Source organism: Rhizobium mesosinicum (assembly GCF_019511345.1).
Classification (GTDB): Bacteria; Pseudomonadota; Alphaproteobacteria; order Rhizobiales; family Rhizobiaceae; genus Rhizobium; species Rhizobium mesosinicum.
Genome location: NZ_JAEUAK010000023.1, coordinates 1 through 14,203 on the forward strand (window position 1 = coordinate 1; position 14,203 = coordinate 14,203).

A 14,203-nucleotide genomic window follows, 5' to 3' on the forward strand; every position below is an offset into this window, starting at 1 on the left:
AGCCCGACAAAAACCCATTGCCTGCCTCCATATTGTCGATGCCAGCCAGCCGTAATTCCTTGACCAGCCGATCCTGCAGCGTCCGATCCATCCGCTCGACACGACCCTTGGCCTGGCTCGAATTTGCGCAAAGAATCTCGATGTTTAGTTCCGAGAGTGCACGGCCGAACTGGGTCATACCCTGACCGCCCTTGGCGTCCTTCTTCGCCACCCGAAACACCGAATGCTTATCCGAGTAGAAGGCCACAGGCGCGCCGTGATGCTTGAGATACAGCGCCAGCGCCTCGAAATAGCTGAAGGCGCTTTCCGAGCGCACAAAGCGCAACTGCATCAACCTGCCGGTCGCATCGTCGACGAACACAAGCAGCGAGCACGGATCGCCACGATCTTCAAACCAGCGGTGCTCGGAGCCGTCGATCTGCACCAACTCGCCATAGGCTTCACGCCGCAGCCGCGGCTGATGAAACGTCCGACGCTGCTTGCGCGATAGCCACAGGCCGGCATCAACCATCCAGTTGCGCACAGTCTCGCGCGACACCCGCAATCCATCTCGCTCGGCCAGCTTCTCCATCGCCAAGGTCGGCCCGAAGTCCGCATAGCGTTCACGAACCAGTGTCACCGCATAATCGCGAACGCCGTCGCTGATCCGGTTGTTCGACGGCCGGCCGATCGCCTTGTGCCGGATCGACGCCGCACCGGTCGTTCTGATCCGCTTCAGCAGCCGACGTACCTGACGCTCACTCAGATCAAGCACATGCGCCGCCGACACCAGCGTCATGCGCCCGGCCATCACCTTCGACAAAACCTCGATCCGCTGCACATCACGCTCGCTCATCGCAATCAGTCCCATCCGCAATCTCCCAGGTCATCAAACCCGGGGAGAGTGACATTCCAACTTTGCAGAAACAGGACACTTTAACTTTGCGGCTACATCAGAACATCGCATAACATGTATTATGGAACCTAAGCCAGTATCCAACCCATCCTTGAACATCAGGCTTCCAACCCACTACTGCGCCGCCTGCATCTCCGGCTGTGGCCACCGCTGGAGCGCTTCCCGTCCGGCATCCGTCAAGCCGTAGACGCCTCTGTCGAGTCGTTCGAACCAGCCATAGACATTGGACAGCAGGATCTTGCCGGCTTCCGGTACACCGGACCTGATATCACGAACGCGTAGCGGCCCCGATGCCAGCGCCGCCGCACAGCCGAGCGCCTGTTGGCGATATGCCGTCATGAGCGGCGTGCGCGAGCTGCCGCCAAGCGCCGGGTCGCCGCGGCGTTTCTGGTGCTCGCGCATCAGTCGCGATCGGCGCTTCGGATTGGTCCGCGGCATTGGCGATACGGAGCCGACGATGATGCTGACGTCGCCGCTATCCGAAATTCCCAGCATGCCGATGCCGAGCCTGCGGCAGAGATCACGGTAGCGCTTGTCGGCTTCCCGGCCTTTGCCCTTGGCCGAAACCCGCGCCGCGATCCAGACCTCGTCAGAGACGGCCGCGCGATCGACGGCCTGCAGGATGAGCTCAAGATTGAAGCTGAGCTTCAGCTCGCAGACCACCACCACCGGCGGATCGTCGTCGCTCAGGCCGACGAGATCGCAGCCGCCGACTTCGCCCTTGACGACATAACCTGCCTTTTCGAGGAAGCCTTTCACGGGCAGATAAAGCGAAGTTTCCATGGGGCCTGCGGATCGAAGAAAAGAATCGTTCCATAATCTATATCCATCCGCTGATACGGGACACCGCATCGATGGCCATCAACCGGATTACGCGTAATGACCGTGGATGGTCATCAACGCACCCCTTCGCAGGTTGACGGAAAACCCTCAAGACGCTAGCACGCTCGAAGCGTATCCCGAGGGTAATTCAATATGGATATTTTCACAGCGGCCGGTTTGACGGCCCTGCTGCAGGTCATTGCTATCGACCTTGTTCTCGCCGGCGACAATGCTGTCGTTATCGGCCTTGCTGCTGCCGGCCTGGAAGCCGCGCAGCGCCGCAAGGCAATCATTGTCGGCATTCTGGCGGCAACGGTGCTCCGCATCCTGTTCGCTTCTGTGGCCGTCTATCTGCTGGCAATCGTCGGATTGCTGCTTGCCGGCGGCTTACTGCTGCTCTGGGTCTGCTGGAAGATGTGGCGCGAGCTGCGTGCCGGCCACGGCGAGGATCATTCGGCCGAAGCCAGCGCATCGGCGCCAAAGAAGACCTTCTTCCAGGCTGCGACACAGATCGTCATCGCAGACGTTTCCATGTCGCTCGATAACGTCCTGGCCGTTGCCGGTGCCGCTCGCGAGCACCCGAGCGTACTGGTTCTGGGCCTTGGCCTCTCCATTGCGCTGATGGGCATCGCTGCGAACCTCATCGCACGGCTGCTCCACAAGCATCGCTGGATCGCCTATGTCGGCCTGCTGATCATTCTCTATGTCTCGCTGGACATGATTTACCGCGGATATATCGAGGTTGCCCCTTATATCGGCAGCTGAACCTCGACCTCGAAGCTCATCTGATCAAACGCCGGCGCTACATGGTCCGGCGTTTGCGCCATGACCACATCATAGTCGAGCGGCGTATGCATGTGCGTCAGGATCGCCCGCTTGGGCTTAAGCCGCTCGATCCAGTCGAGTGACTGTTCCAGCGAAAGATGACTGGGATGGTAGGCATATTGCAGGGCATCGATGATCAGCATGTCGAGCCCCTGCAGCTTCTCCACCGTCTGCGGCGGAAAATCGCTGACATCGCTGCAATAGGCCACATCCCCGATGCGAAAACCGAGCGAATGGATGTCGCCGTGCTGCTGCAGATGCGGTTTGAAAGCGATCGTTCCGCCTGGCCCATGGATTTCGATGAGCTTTTCCAGATCCTCGATTACGATCGGCAGCGCGATCGGCGGATAGTTGCTGCCGGGTGGTGTTTCCAGGCAATAGCCGAAGGCGTCGCGCAATCGGTCCATGGTGAACTGATCGGCAAAGATCGGCACACGCCGGCGGGTATTATGGAAATAGCCACGCAGATCGTCGATGCCGTGGATATGGTCTGCATGCGGATGGGTGTAGAGGACTGCGTCGACATGATCGACCCCGGCCCTGATCATCTGCTCGCGAAAATCAGGCCCCGTGTCGATGACGACGGTCGTTGCAGCGCCATCATCAGAAAACTGCTGCACCATAAAGGCGGCGCGTGTTCTTCTGTTCTTTGGATTGTCCGGATTGCAGGCGCCCCAGTCGCCGGTGATGCGCGGCACACCGGGTGACGACGAACAGCCGAGAATGGTGAACCGCTGTCGCCGTGACACGCCGCTAGATCCTCGGCATCTTGGAAAACAGCCTGAACGCGTTGTCGGTGGTGATCCCCGCGAGTTCCTCGTAGGGAAGGCCGATCGTGTCAGCCAGTACCTCGGCCGTATTCACCACATAGGATGGCTCGTTGCGCTTGCCACGCCAGCGCTTGGGCGCCAAGTATGGCGCATCCGTTTCGACGAGCAGCCGGTCGTGCGGGATGGTCTTGGCGATATCGCGCAGTTCCTCCGATTTCGGAAAGGTCAGTATCCCTGAAAATGAGATATAGCCGCCGAGCTCGACACCGGTCTTCGCCAGCTCCGGGCCGGCCGAGAAGCAATGCAGGATGAAGGGGAAGGTCCCCTTCCCCGTCTCCTCGGTCAGGATCGCAGCCATGTCGGCATCGGCGCTGCGGCTGTGGATGACCAGCGGCAGCTGCGTCTCGCGTGCCGCCGCAATATGGCGGCGAAAACCGGTCTGCTGATCCTCGGGCTTCTGCGTGTCGTAGAAATAATCGAGACCCGCCTCGCCGATCGCAACAACCTTCTGATGTTCATTGGCGAGCCGAACGAGATCTTCCGTCTGGATATCCAGTTCGTCGCCCGCATTGTTGGGATGCGTGCCGACCGAGCAGAAGACGGAAGGGTATTTTTCTGTAATGGCAAGCAGTCCGTCGAGCTTGCGCACGCGGGTGCAGATCGTCACCATCTGCGCCACGCCGGACGCATGCGCGCGTGCGACGATCTCGTCGCGCTCGGCCTCGAAATCGGCGAAGTCCAAATGGCAATGCGTATCGACGAGCACGGCCTTAAGCCTCCGGAGCCAGGTAGCGCGGGAAAACCGGCTTCGGCGCTTCGAGCGGCGTTCCCGGCACCAGCCGGCCAGCTTCGCCAAGTGCGGCGAAGTCGCGCTTATCCGCAGGTGCGGCCACGAGATCCAGCAGCTTGCCGGCCGATTCCGGCATGAAGGGCTGCAGCAGGATGGCGATTTGGCGCACCACTTCGGCCGTTACATAGAGGACCGTGCCCATGCGGGCCGGATCGGTCTTCTTCAGCGCCCACGGCTCCTGGCTGGCGAAATAGCGGTCGGTCTCGGAGACGACGGCAATGATGGACGCCAAAGCGCGATGGATGAGCTGCTTTCCCATGTCCTCGCGTGTCGAGGCGTGCAATGCGTCGGCCTGTGCCAGCATCGCCTTGTCCTCATCGGTCAGCGGTCCGCATTCCGGGATCTTGCCGTCGCAATTCTTAACGATCATCGACAGCGAGCGGCTGGCAAGGTTGCCGATGCCATTGGCAAGGTCGGAATTGATGCGCGTGCCGATCGCCTCTTCGCTGTAGCTGCCGTCCTGCCCGAAGGAGACTTCGCGCAGAAAGAAGTAGCGCACCTGGTCGAGGCCGAAATGGTTCACCAGATTCACCGGATCGACGACGTTGCCGAGCGACTTCGACATCTTCTCGCCCTTGTTGAGCAGGAAGCCATGGGCAAAGACGCGCTTTGGCAGCGGCAGCTTGGCCGACATCAGGAAGGCCGGCCAGTAGACCGCATGGAAGCGGATAATGTCCTTGCCGATGATATGCACATCGGCCGGCCAGTATTTCGCCCGCGGCCCGTTCCTGTCTTCGATATAGCCCGTGGCTGTAATGTAGTTCGTCAGCGCGTCGACCCAGACATACATGACATGCGAGGGATCGTTCGGTACCTTGATACCCCAGTCGAAGGTGGTGCGCGAGATCGACAGGTCCTTCAGGCCAGACTTGACGAAGGAGATCACCTCGTTGCGGCGCTCGGCCGGGCCGATGAAATCGGGGTTTTCCTCGTAGTGCTTCAGCAGCCGGTCCTGATATTCGGAGAGCTTGAAGAAATAGCTCGCCTCTTCCACCCATTCGACCGGCGTGCCTTGCGGCCCGTAGCGCAGGCCATCGGCGCGCAGCTCCGTTTCATTTTCCTGGTAATAGGCTTCGTCGCGCACCGAGTACCAGCCCGCATAGGAATCCTTGTAGATGTCGCCATTATCGGCCATCAGGTTCCAGATGTTCCGCGAGGTCTCGTGGTGACGCTCCTGCGTGGTGCGGATGAAGTCGTCGTTTGAAGCATTGAGCAGCTTCGCCATCGCCTGGAATTCGCCGGAATTGCGGTCGGCAAGCGCTTGTGCCGTGATGCCTTCGGCGCGCGCTGTCTGCTGCATCTTCTGGCCATGTTCGTCGGTACCCGTCAGGAAGAAGACATCTTTGCCGTCGAGGCGCTGGTAGCGCGCCATGGCATCGGTCGCAATCAGCTCGTAGGCATGGCCGATATGCGGCTTGCCGTTGGGATAGGAGATCGCGGTCGTGATGTAGAAGGGGGTCTTGTCTGTCATGGCGGCCAATTCCGGCTTACTCTATAAAAATCGTCAGCCGCTCTTAGCGCATGTCTCGCGCAAGCGAAACATCAAGTTTGGCAGCCGCCGACGATTTCCGAGCCGCATATTGATGACCTTGACTCGCGTTCTGGCGCAATCTACCCCTTCTGTCGCAAGAGGGCGGGACGGAAGCGAAGTGCCATTTTTCATCGATCGGAATAGTCATGGCCGCGCGCCCTCGGAGGCGCGTATTTGACGTTCGAGCCTCTCTATTCTCTGTCCGGTCTCATGGTGGGAGCGCTGGTCGGCATCACCGGCGTCGGCGGCGGTTCACTGATGACGCCCCTGCTCGTGCTCCTTTTCGGTGTCCACCCGGCAACCGCCGTCGGAACCGACCTTCTCTATGCAGCAATCACCAAGACCGCGGGCACGGCTGTTCACGGCATGCATGGACGCGTGAACTGGAAAATCGTCGGTAGTCTTGCGGCCGGCAGCGTCCCTGCGGCACTGTCGATGCTTTGGCTGATGGCCGGCGTCGATCGCAAAAGCATTGGAGTTACGAATACCATCACCACCGCGCTCGGCTGGCTTCTGGTCATGACTGCAATCATGCTGGTTTTCCGCGGCCAGATCCTCGCCTTTGCGCGGCGCGCCATCGGCGAGCGCATGCCGCCGAGACCGGCAACCATCGCAGTCTTCACGGTCGTTCTGGGCTTGGTGCTAGGCGTGCTGGTCACGCTGACGTCGGTCGGCGCTGGCGCCCTGGGCGTGACAATCCTGCTGATCCTCTATCCCAGGCTCGACGTGCGTGAGATCGTCGGTTCGGATATCGTCCACGCCGTGCCGCTCACTCTCATCGGCGGCATGGGATATTGGTTCATCGGCGAGATCGACTGGGCAATGCTGCTTGCCCTGCTTGCGGGCTCCATTCCCGGCATCATCGCCGGCAGCCTTCTTGCGCCGAAACTGCACGAGCGCACGATCCGTATCGTGCTGTCCGTCACGCTTGCGATCGTCGCCTGGAACTTGCTGGCCGGCTGACCAGGGCAATTCCAACAAGAGTGTGCAGCGGTTTTGGGTCCGGAATTGCTTAAAATAAGAGCTAGAACGTGCTTGGTGCGTCCGAATGCAGACACGACGCTCTACGCGCGGGGCTGCTTGATGTCGGAAAGCACTTCCATGATAGTCTGCTTGCGATCGAGATTATAGGCGTCGGATACGTTCAACTTCTCGGTGATGTCGGAATAGAGCCGTGCCAGGCGTTCGGCCGCCGCAATCCGTCCCTCGCCTGCCGCAATGCGCGCGCGGTTCATCACGTCATTGCCCACATGGCTCACGAAGAAATCGAAGATCGCGTCGCTTTCCTTGCCCGAAAGCGCATCCGCAAGCCGGTGCATGGCCTTGCGCGCCGCAGGACCTTCAGAGGACAGAACGTCGTTATAGGCCTGAATGATCTCGCCGCCGCCGTAGTTCAGCAGTTTCAGCGCCTCGCTGACGCTGCCCTTTGCGGCGGAAAGCAGAGCCCGTCCCTCCCCCGGAATGCCGAGATGCGCAAGTGCTGAAACCAACGCACTATCATCAAGGGGGGCAAGCTTCAGCGGCAGGCAGCGCGATCGGATCGTTGGCAAGAGCTTTCCCGGCGCATGTGAGAGGACAAGGAACATCGCCCGCTTCGGCGGCTCCTCGAGGATCTTCAGGATGGCGTTTGCCGCGTTCCGGTTCATGTCGTCGGCGGGATCGATGATGACGATGCGCCAGTTGCCGGTGCCCGAGGTTTGCGAGAAGAACTTGCCGGCCCGGCGTACCTCATCGACCGTGATCGCCGATTTGACCTTTCCAGTCCTCTCGTCGACCGGACGAGCGAGATGCAGGAGATTGTGCGAGGCACCTGAGGCGATCTGCCGGCTGACAGCAGAGCTGAGATCCGGATCGGCAATACTTTCCGGCGCGGTGGCCGGATCGGGATGCGCTAGAATATGGTTGGCGAAGCGGAAGGCCAGTGTCGCCTTGCCGATACCCTCAGGCCCCTCGATCAGGATCGCATGATGGCCCTTGCCGGAGCGATAGAACTGGGCCAGGAAATCCTCGGCATCTTCATGCCCGAAGAGCTTCGTGTTCTCGGCCGGCCAGATGGCGCCGTCGAGCAGTCCGGCCCTGTCCTCACTCATGATGCGCCGCTTCCGGCATCCGCGCTTCGGCCGATGGCTTCAGCAACTGCTTGACGATGGTGAGGATCTCCGCGGCAATCGCCTCTTCCGGCTGCGTGGCGTTGACGACATGGCAGCGCTCAGGCTCACGCGCGGCGATATCGAGATAGGCTTCGCGGCGCTTCTCGTGCGTTTCGAGCGTCTCCTTCTCAAAACGGTCGGGGCCGCCGGGGTTTCGCCTGATGACGCGCTCCAACCCCAACTTGGCGGGAATATCGAGGATCAGCGTACAGTCAGGCATCACGCCGTTGACGGCGATACGCTGCAGCGTCTCGATGAAATCAGGCTCAAGGTTACCAGTGACGCCCTGATAGACGCGCGAGGAATCCATGAAGCGGTCGCAGAGCACGATCTTGCCGTTCGAAAGAGCGGGCCGGATGACCTCTTCGACGTGGTCGTTGCGGGCAGCGGCAAAGAGGATCGCCTCCATGCGCGTGCCGAACGCTTCTGCCGCACCGGACAGCAGCACATGGCGCACTGCTTCCGCGCCCGGCGAGCCTCCCGGCTCCCGGGTCAACAGCACGTCATGCCCTTCGGCCCTGAGGGCCTCGGCGAGGCGGCGGATTTGCGTGGATTTCCCAGCGCCCTCTCCGCCTTCAAACGTAACGAACAAACCCTTACCGGACGACAATGATACTTTCCTGCATTCTGAGCGCCACGCTCCTACTCTATCTATCCGAAGACGTTGCGGAGTGAAACCTTTTGCCGCGGCGACATATTCGCCTTCCCCGGCGAATTACGGCTGTATTGGCTCGAGAAAAGGCATCAGCTCTGCTCGGACTTGTCCCACATCCAGGAGAAGAACAGCGATTCGCCAAGTTCGAGCAACGCATCGACTGCCCGGCTGGTGAGCGATCCCACTTCCACGGATTGCGCCGTATAGAGCGGGACCTCACGCAACATCCTGTTGCCGGAGACAATGCGCAGTGTGCCGACTTCCGTGTCGGCCTTCACGGGGGCTATCAGAGGCCAATGATAGACGATGCGGGCCGCAAGCCGGTCAGGATTGTTGATGGGAACATAGACACTGACCGGTGCCTTGGCGACGAGGTCAACGGTGCGTGCCGTGCCGCCATAGACGCTTGCCGCACCGACCACTTCCTTGTCGGCAAAGACCTGACGGCTCTCGAAAGCAGTCAGCCCCCATTCCAGCACCCGCTTGGCTTCTTCCGTGCGTTCCTTGTCCGAAGCAATGCCGGCAAGCGCCATGAAGAGCCGCCTTCCGTTTCGCTGGACCGAGGCGACGATCGAATAGCCCTCCCCTTCCGTAAAGCCGGTCGCTAGGCCGTCTGCGCCGAGATCCATGCCGAGCAGCGGATTGCGATTGCGCTGGAAGATCTTGTTCCACTCGAAATCAGGCTGGGCGAAATAGGAATAGAGACTGGGATAGGATGTCTGCAGATCGGTGGCGAGCGTCACCAGTTCCCTCGCAGTCACCTTGCTCCTGCCATCGGGGATTCCGGTTGAATTGCCGAAGACGGCCTTGTCCATGCCGAGATCGCGTGCGCGACGCGTCATCGATGCCGCAAACTGGTCTTCGCTGCCGGCCATGCCCTCGGCAAGGATGATGCAGCCATCATTGGCGCCTTGGATCGCCACACCCTTGATCAGGTCCTCGACACGAACCTTCGATTTCAGCGCTGCAAACATCGTGGCCGCACGTGAGGGCGCGCCGCCGGTGCGCCAGGCATATTCGGAAACGGGATATTCGGTATCAAGCGAAATCTGCCCCTTGCTGACGGCATCGAAAACGAGATCCATCGTCATCAGCTTGGCAAGCGAAGCAGGCGCGAAGACCTGGTTCTCGTTCTTGGCGAGAAGCACTGTGCCGGTCGAGGCTTCGATCATATAAGCCTGCGCGGCCTTGGTGACGAAACCGGCATCTGTGCCTTCTGCGCCAACGGCTGCGGAAGCAGGCAAGAGCAGGCATGCAAGGAGGCGAAGCAACGGCTTCAACATCGCAGTTCCCATTGATCGTGCGGGTTGATTCAGGAGGGTAAAGCGAGTGGGAAGCCGATGCAATTACAGTTTATCGCGGGGCTTTATCGCGCCTTTGCGCTGCCGCCGTTCTGGCGCTTGAAGGAAGCGAGAATAGATTCCTGCGTCAGTCCGTCATTGCGCACCATCACGGCATCGAAGGCGAGCGGAACATTCACTGTGATCGCATTGTCATAGTTCATCGCAAGCGACGTGCCCTTCGACCAGCCGTTCGGGCGTTCAAAAGGAATGGGTCCGATTTCCGGCAGGATCACGGCCTGTTCCATAGCCTGTGCCCCATTGGAGAAAGCCGGGGGCGGCTGCAGGAAATGGCCGCCTGCCGGCGCCCGCATCGGCAAAGGCGCCTGAGCCGCCGCATTGTATTTGGCACTCGGCGAGTTGCCCGCATAGGCAGCGGACGAGAATGGCACTGGTACGCTGTCAGGCGAAGGGTCGGAATAGCGGCCGAGGCTCTGCAACTGGTCGCCGGTGATCTTCTTGCTGTTGGAGGCAACCATCACGCCGGTCGCGATCTGACCCCCGCCCGGATAGATACCCGGAAGACGGCTGCCCTTCGGAACATAGGAAGCCATCAGATACGGCATGTCATGGCCGTCGAGCGGCGCCTTGCCGACATACTGAACGCGGACCTTACCGGTGCCGCTGTGCTGCAGGTCGAGCATGGAAGCCGTCTTGTTGGAAAGGTCGATGATGCGGCCTTCGTGATAAGGTCCGCGGTCGTTGACGCGCACGATGATGGACGAACCGGTTTCGACATTGGTCACGCGCGCATAGCTCGGCAACGGGAAAGTCGGATGAGCGGCGGAAAGATGCATCTGGTCATAGACTTCGCCATTCGCCGTTAGGCGGCCGTGGAAGGCCGAGCCATACCAGGACGCGATGCCGACCTTGTTATAGGAGTAATCCTCCCTGGGGTAATACATCTTGCCCTTCACCACATAGGGGTCGCCCACCATGTAGCGGCCGCCGCCCTTGGGAATATTGTTGCCGTTCGCAACACGCGGGCTGGCTTTGACGCCATATTCGCTTTCGGAGAAATATTCCTTGCCGTGGGATTTCTTCTTCGGAACCGCCTGTGTCGTGCCGCAAGCCGCCACCGTTGCGCACACGGCCGACAATGCCAGCCACCGTGCCGCCGTTGCGAAAGACGCCGCCCCGTAATTCAGTTTCATATGCCCCACGCCACTCAAGACCGTTTTATGGTTAAGGAAGTCACTCGTGAACGAGTTGGAGCTGCCTTATTCCCTGCCTGCCTAACGAGACTTTAATCTTGTGGATATCGTGGCGAATTTGCGAACGTTTTCGCGGCGATAGGCCAAATTCTAATCATTATGGTTAAGGTTTGGTTGATTTTAACCTGTGCGGGAATGGAATGCCGGCCTTTACAAAGTGGGCCAGCCCGATCCCATGCGATACAGATGAACAACGGCGGAAACGGATCAATAGGTTTGCGGCGCCTCAATAGTGGCTGACGCTTTTCGAGGCACTGCCAATCCTTGAAGGCGACGGTCTCTTGCATCCTGTCTGACGCAGCCATGAGCGAATACCAATATCACGAATTTCAAACGATCGACCATCCGCTCGAAGAGGAGGACAGCCAGGCTCGGGACGATGGCTCAGGTGGCTTGCCGCCCTGGCGCCGCTTCGAGCCGATGTGCTGGCGGCCAATGGTGGCCCGAGGGCGACGAAACAGAGAACTACTTCTACGTCGTAGCCCTCTAAATTGCTTGCCCGGCAAGGGTCGCAGGCCGCTCGCTTAGCTCATCTTGGGGAGCGTCGCTTGCCGCTGCTAGACCAGAACGGCGTTCACGGGGCGGCGGGGCGAGAAAGGCAGCGTCGGGCCGTAGCCGAAGCGCATGATGATATCGGGCCGCATTCCGCGTTCCCCGATCAGCGCCGCCAATTCAGGCCGCAGCCCCGCGACCTCGACAGGCTGGTTAACGAAGGCGTGTTTGAGGCCGGAAGCGGTCGCGGCAAGCGCGAAACGCTGGCAGGCGCGACCAACCGCGCTCCAGTGCGCTTTGTCCTCTCGCTCGGCCAGAAAGATCGCGATACCCGCCGAGGAGTCGATCTGACGTGCATATTTGTCATTTTCGGCGCCGACTGTGAAGAACGTGTCAAAGGCAAGACCACCGAGAAATTCGGGGAGCACGGGATTGCCGCTTGCGGCCGAGAACAGCCCGTCACCCGCCGCAATGGCGCTGCGCGGATTGAACCGCAGCCAACGCTTCAACTCGGCAATGAAGGCCGCGTCAGCCATCTGCGCATCGTTGCCGGCAGCGATCAGGTCCCGCACCTGATTGATCCGAGCACGGTCGGTAAGCAAGACGAGACGCACACCCGGCGTTTCGGAGGACCGCCGAAGCGCCTCGATATCCGCTGCAGGCACCGACCGCCCGTCATATTCCGCTCGGGTGGATTGCCGTCTGGGGATGGCGGCAGCCAGAGGATGCGGATGAGCTTCAGCCCTGGAGAAGGAATAGCGGATGCGCTCGCCTCCAGCGTCCGTTTCCAACTGCCCGGCCCGTCCACTTGCGGTGGCGGCGATCAGCAGATTCTCGGCTGCGCATCCGAGACTGACGAAGAGGTGATGATTGTCGGGATCGACGACCGGTGTTGCACGGGAGAGGTCGGGCAGAATGTCGATCGTGCTTTCCCCCACGCGAAACCGCCACGGCTGGGTGTTATGGCCGTTGGCGGCAAGCGTCGCGTATCGGATGATGTCGGCGATGTTCGGGTCGGCGGGCATCGGGGCGCGAAGGCCACTTGCATAGGAATCAAAGTCCCCCATAGAGCCCACGGCCGACCGCCAACCGGCGGCGGCGCCACCGGCCAGCACGAATGCACCGCCTGCGCCGATGAGTATGTCTCGCCTTCTCATGCCGGCTCCCTTCGTCGCTATTCTATGCGAGATGGCGCGACAAGCGGTTGACCTCAGTCAAAAGACCGATGCAAAGGTACGCTGCCATCGACGTCCTCATCGGCCGTACCTAAATGACGATACCCGCGCAGGAATAGGCCCTTCAATGGCGTGAGCGGGCGGCCGCTTGATAGTCAGCAACTCCGTCAGATCCCGCAGATCATCAGCGGTCGATACGCCGATCTGCAACCATTTCCCGTCGCGGTATGTCGCGGTCGAATCATAAAGATCTCCTAGCTGCGAGCTCAGGTTTTTGCGCCGTGCCTCGAGTTTATCTCTTTCAGCGCCCCCAGAACCACCACGACAGAGAACAGCCTGTATTCCGGCAGGAAAGTGCAGAAGACCCGCGATTTCTTGTATCGCAGAGACCTCCCATGCTTCTTTCCGCCATAAATCCACGCAGGAAAGAAGGTCCCTGGGTATGAGTTCTCGATCCAGTCTTGAAGAGCTTTCCAATACGCAAAAGCGTCCAGCACGGTCAATCGCGAACGGTCTCGTCACTCGGTGGAGCGGACTTGTTCGTGAGACGATCTCCGACCTGGCGCGACTGATCCATGCCGCTCCTTCCTTGATAGAGAGCCAGAATCGCAAATGTGCGATCGACCGTAGGGCTGAGGCCTAAAAATCCACCACCACCGACGGCGCGCTGCGCTTCGCCTCGCCGTGGAAAACGGCCTCGATGTTGTTACCATCAGGGTCGAGCACGAAAGCCGCATAATATCCGGGATGGTAGGCTCTCTCGCCGGGCGCACCGTTGTCGCGCCCGCCATGGGTCAGCGCCGCGTTGTGGAAGGCATCCACTGTCGCGCGGTCCCTCGCCTGGAAGGCAAGGTGGTGTCGTCCTGTCAGAACACCCAGCGCCGCCGGACTTTCAGCCGAAGACACGACAAGTTCGTCAGCCCAGAAATATCCATCGGCGGTGTCGACAACAGGAACCTCCAGCACAGCCAGAATGGCAGTGTAGAAATCCCGGCTCGCCTTGAGATCCTGCACCACGAGCTGGATGTGGTCGATAAGCCGACCTCGATGCAATCGATGAGTTTCGATGGTCGCTCTCCTTGTGAAATCTTGCTGATAAAGTTCATTGCTGAATATCAGTTCAGTCGATGACCGTCAGTCATTCCTCAGCCTGCGAGAAAGACGCCTTACTACATTGAATCACGACTTATCCGGCACGTCATTGCGGTATAATGACCGTAACGAGGCCGCAAACTTCCTTTACCATGCTAAATCAGTTTGCGGCCCCAACTAAGATCCATCGGCTATAGAGTAGAATCGACGGTTCGCCAGTCCACGTGGCTTCATGCGGCAATATCGCGCTGTGGAGGGGAAATCGGTGCCCGACTTGAGAGATAGGTGACGTTTTGTACCGGAGAGATGGGTAACACTTTTCGCTTTTGGCGGGAGGTGTTGATGCCGTGGAAAGAGACTTCGGTGATGGAGGAACGTCTACGATTTGTCGC

The 14,203-nt window shown here is 60.0% G+C and carries 15 protein-coding genes; 2 read left to right on the plus strand and 13 right to left on the minus strand.

Annotated features, from left to right (window positions below; translation table 11 throughout):
- Both JNB85_RS30250 and JNB85_RS30255 read right to left on the minus strand, forming a co-directional pair.
- A partial coding sequence (locus tag JNB85_RS30250; RefSeq protein ID WP_220338092.1) for an ISNCY family transposase occupies positions 1–850 on the minus strand: 850 nt, incomplete at its 3' end.
- A gap of 159 nt (positions 851–1,009) precedes the next feature.
- Positions 1,010–1,678, minus strand: a complete 669-nt coding sequence (locus JNB85_RS30255; protein WP_220338093.1) for a DUF2161 domain-containing phosphodiesterase — start codon at positions 1,676–1,678, stop codon at positions 1,010–1,012.
- 192 nt (positions 1,679–1,870) lie between these two features.
- On the opposite strand from JNB85_RS30255, the gene JNB85_RS30260 reads away from it, so the two are divergent.
- Complete coding sequence (locus JNB85_RS30260; RefSeq protein ID WP_220338094.1) at positions 1,871–2,482, plus strand: TerC family protein; 612 nt, start codon at positions 1,871–1,873, stop codon at positions 2,480–2,482.
- Here JNB85_RS30260 and JNB85_RS30265 read toward each other — a convergent pair.
- The 3 genes from JNB85_RS30265 to metG are packed head-to-tail and all read right to left on the minus strand — an operon-like array spanning position 2,467 to position 5,633.
- Positions 2,467–3,291, minus strand: coding sequence for an MBL fold metallo-hydrolase (locus JNB85_RS30265; protein ID WP_220338095.1), 825 nt, complete (start codon positions 3,289–3,291; stop codon positions 2,467–2,469). The genes JNB85_RS30260 and JNB85_RS30265 overlap by 16 nt on opposite strands.
- Before the next feature lie 4 nt (positions 3,292–3,295).
- A complete protein-coding gene (locus tag JNB85_RS30270; RefSeq protein ID WP_220338096.1) occupies positions 3,296–4,078 on the minus strand; it encodes a TatD family hydrolase in 783 nt (260 codons plus the stop codon).
- Positions 4,079–4,082: 4 nt separating this feature from the next.
- Positions 4,083–5,633 carry a methionine--tRNA ligase gene (gene metG / locus JNB85_RS30275; protein WP_220338097.1) on the minus strand — a complete coding sequence of 517 codons (1,551 nt, stop codon included), beginning with the start codon at positions 5,631–5,633 and terminating at the stop codon, positions 4,083–4,085.
- Positions 5,634–5,867: 234 nt separating this feature from the next.
- Here metG and JNB85_RS30280 point away from each other — a divergent pair, with 234 nt between their 5' ends.
- On the plus strand, positions 5,868–6,656 hold the full coding sequence (locus JNB85_RS30280; protein WP_220338098.1) for a sulfite exporter TauE/SafE family protein: 789 nt from the start codon (positions 5,868–5,870) through the stop codon (positions 6,654–6,656).
- Positions 6,657–6,757: 101 nt separating this feature from the next.
- On the opposite strand, the gene JNB85_RS30285 is transcribed toward JNB85_RS30280, so the two are convergent.
- The 8 genes from JNB85_RS30285 to JNB85_RS30315 form a co-directional block, all read right to left on the minus strand.
- Positions 6,758–7,783 (minus strand): DNA polymerase III subunit delta', encoded by a 1,026-nt coding sequence (locus JNB85_RS30285; RefSeq protein ID WP_220338099.1) that lies wholly within the window; start codon positions 7,781–7,783, stop codon positions 6,758–6,760.
- A complete protein-coding gene (gene tmk / locus JNB85_RS30290; RefSeq protein WP_220338100.1) occupies positions 7,776–8,453 on the minus strand; it encodes a dTMP kinase in 678 nt (225 codons plus the stop codon). The genes JNB85_RS30285 and tmk overlap by 8 nt, the downstream gene beginning before the upstream one ends.
- Positions 8,454–8,587: 134 nt before the next feature.
- Positions 8,588–9,781: a D-alanyl-D-alanine carboxypeptidase family protein gene (locus JNB85_RS30295; protein ID WP_220338101.1), complete on the minus strand. Its 1,194-nt coding sequence runs from the start codon at positions 9,779–9,781 to the stop codon at positions 8,588–8,590.
- A gap of 83 nt (positions 9,782–9,864) precedes the next feature.
- Entirely contained in the window at positions 9,865–10,992 is a 1,128-nt protein-coding gene (locus JNB85_RS30300) for a septal ring lytic transglycosylase RlpA family protein (protein ID WP_220338102.1), read from the minus strand.
- A 617-nt stretch (positions 10,993–11,609) separates the two neighbouring features.
- Positions 11,610–12,701: an Acg family FMN-binding oxidoreductase gene (locus JNB85_RS30305; protein WP_220338103.1), complete on the minus strand. Its 1,092-nt coding sequence runs from the start codon at positions 12,699–12,701 to the stop codon at positions 11,610–11,612.
- A gap of 96 nt (positions 12,702–12,797) precedes the next feature.
- The gene (locus JNB85_RS31170) at positions 12,798–13,091 is read right to left on the minus strand and encodes a DUF3788 family protein (RefSeq protein ID WP_338050388.1); all 294 of its coding nucleotides are present in this window, start codon (positions 13,089–13,091) and stop codon (positions 12,798–12,800) included.
- Positions 12,986–13,216 (minus strand): DUF3788 family protein, encoded by a 231-nt coding sequence (locus JNB85_RS31175; protein ID WP_338050389.1) that lies wholly within the window; start codon positions 13,214–13,216, stop codon positions 12,986–12,988. The genes JNB85_RS31170 and JNB85_RS31175 overlap by 106 nt, the downstream gene beginning before the upstream one ends.
- Positions 13,217–13,358: 142 nt before the next feature.
- Positions 13,359–13,787 (minus strand): VOC family protein, encoded by a 429-nt coding sequence (locus JNB85_RS30315; protein WP_220338104.1) that lies wholly within the window; start codon positions 13,785–13,787, stop codon positions 13,359–13,361.
- Positions 13,788–14,203: the final 416 nt, after the last annotated feature.

What these genes read in the sequence shown, in the direction of transcription:
- JNB85_RS30260 (WP_220338094.1), top strand. Translation starts at nt 1,871, where the DNA reads ATGGATATTTTCACAGCGGCCGGTTTGACGGCCCTGCTGCAGGTCATT.
- JNB85_RS30255 (WP_220338093.1), bottom strand. Translation starts at nt 1,678, where the DNA reads ATGGAAACTTCGCTTTATCTGCCCGTGAAAGGCTTCCTCGAAAAGGCA.
- JNB85_RS30285 (WP_220338099.1), bottom strand. Translation starts at nt 7,783, where the DNA reads ATGAGTGAGGACAGGGCCGGACTGCTCGACGGCGCCATCTGGCCGGCC.
- JNB85_RS30295 (WP_220338101.1), bottom strand. Translation starts at nt 9,781, where the DNA reads ATGTTGAAGCCGTTGCTTCGCCTCCTTGCATGCCTGCTCTTGCCTGCT.
- metG (WP_220338097.1), bottom strand. Translation starts at nt 5,633, where the DNA reads ATGACAGACAAGACCCCCTTCTACATCACGACCGCGATCTCCTATCCC.
- JNB85_RS30300 (WP_220338102.1), bottom strand. Translation starts at nt 10,992, where the DNA reads ATGAAACTGAATTACGGGGCGGCGTCTTTCGCAACGGCGGCACGGTGG.
- JNB85_RS30305 (WP_220338103.1), bottom strand. Translation starts at nt 12,701, where the DNA reads ATGAGAAGGCGAGACATACTCATCGGCGCAGGCGGTGCATTCGTGCTG.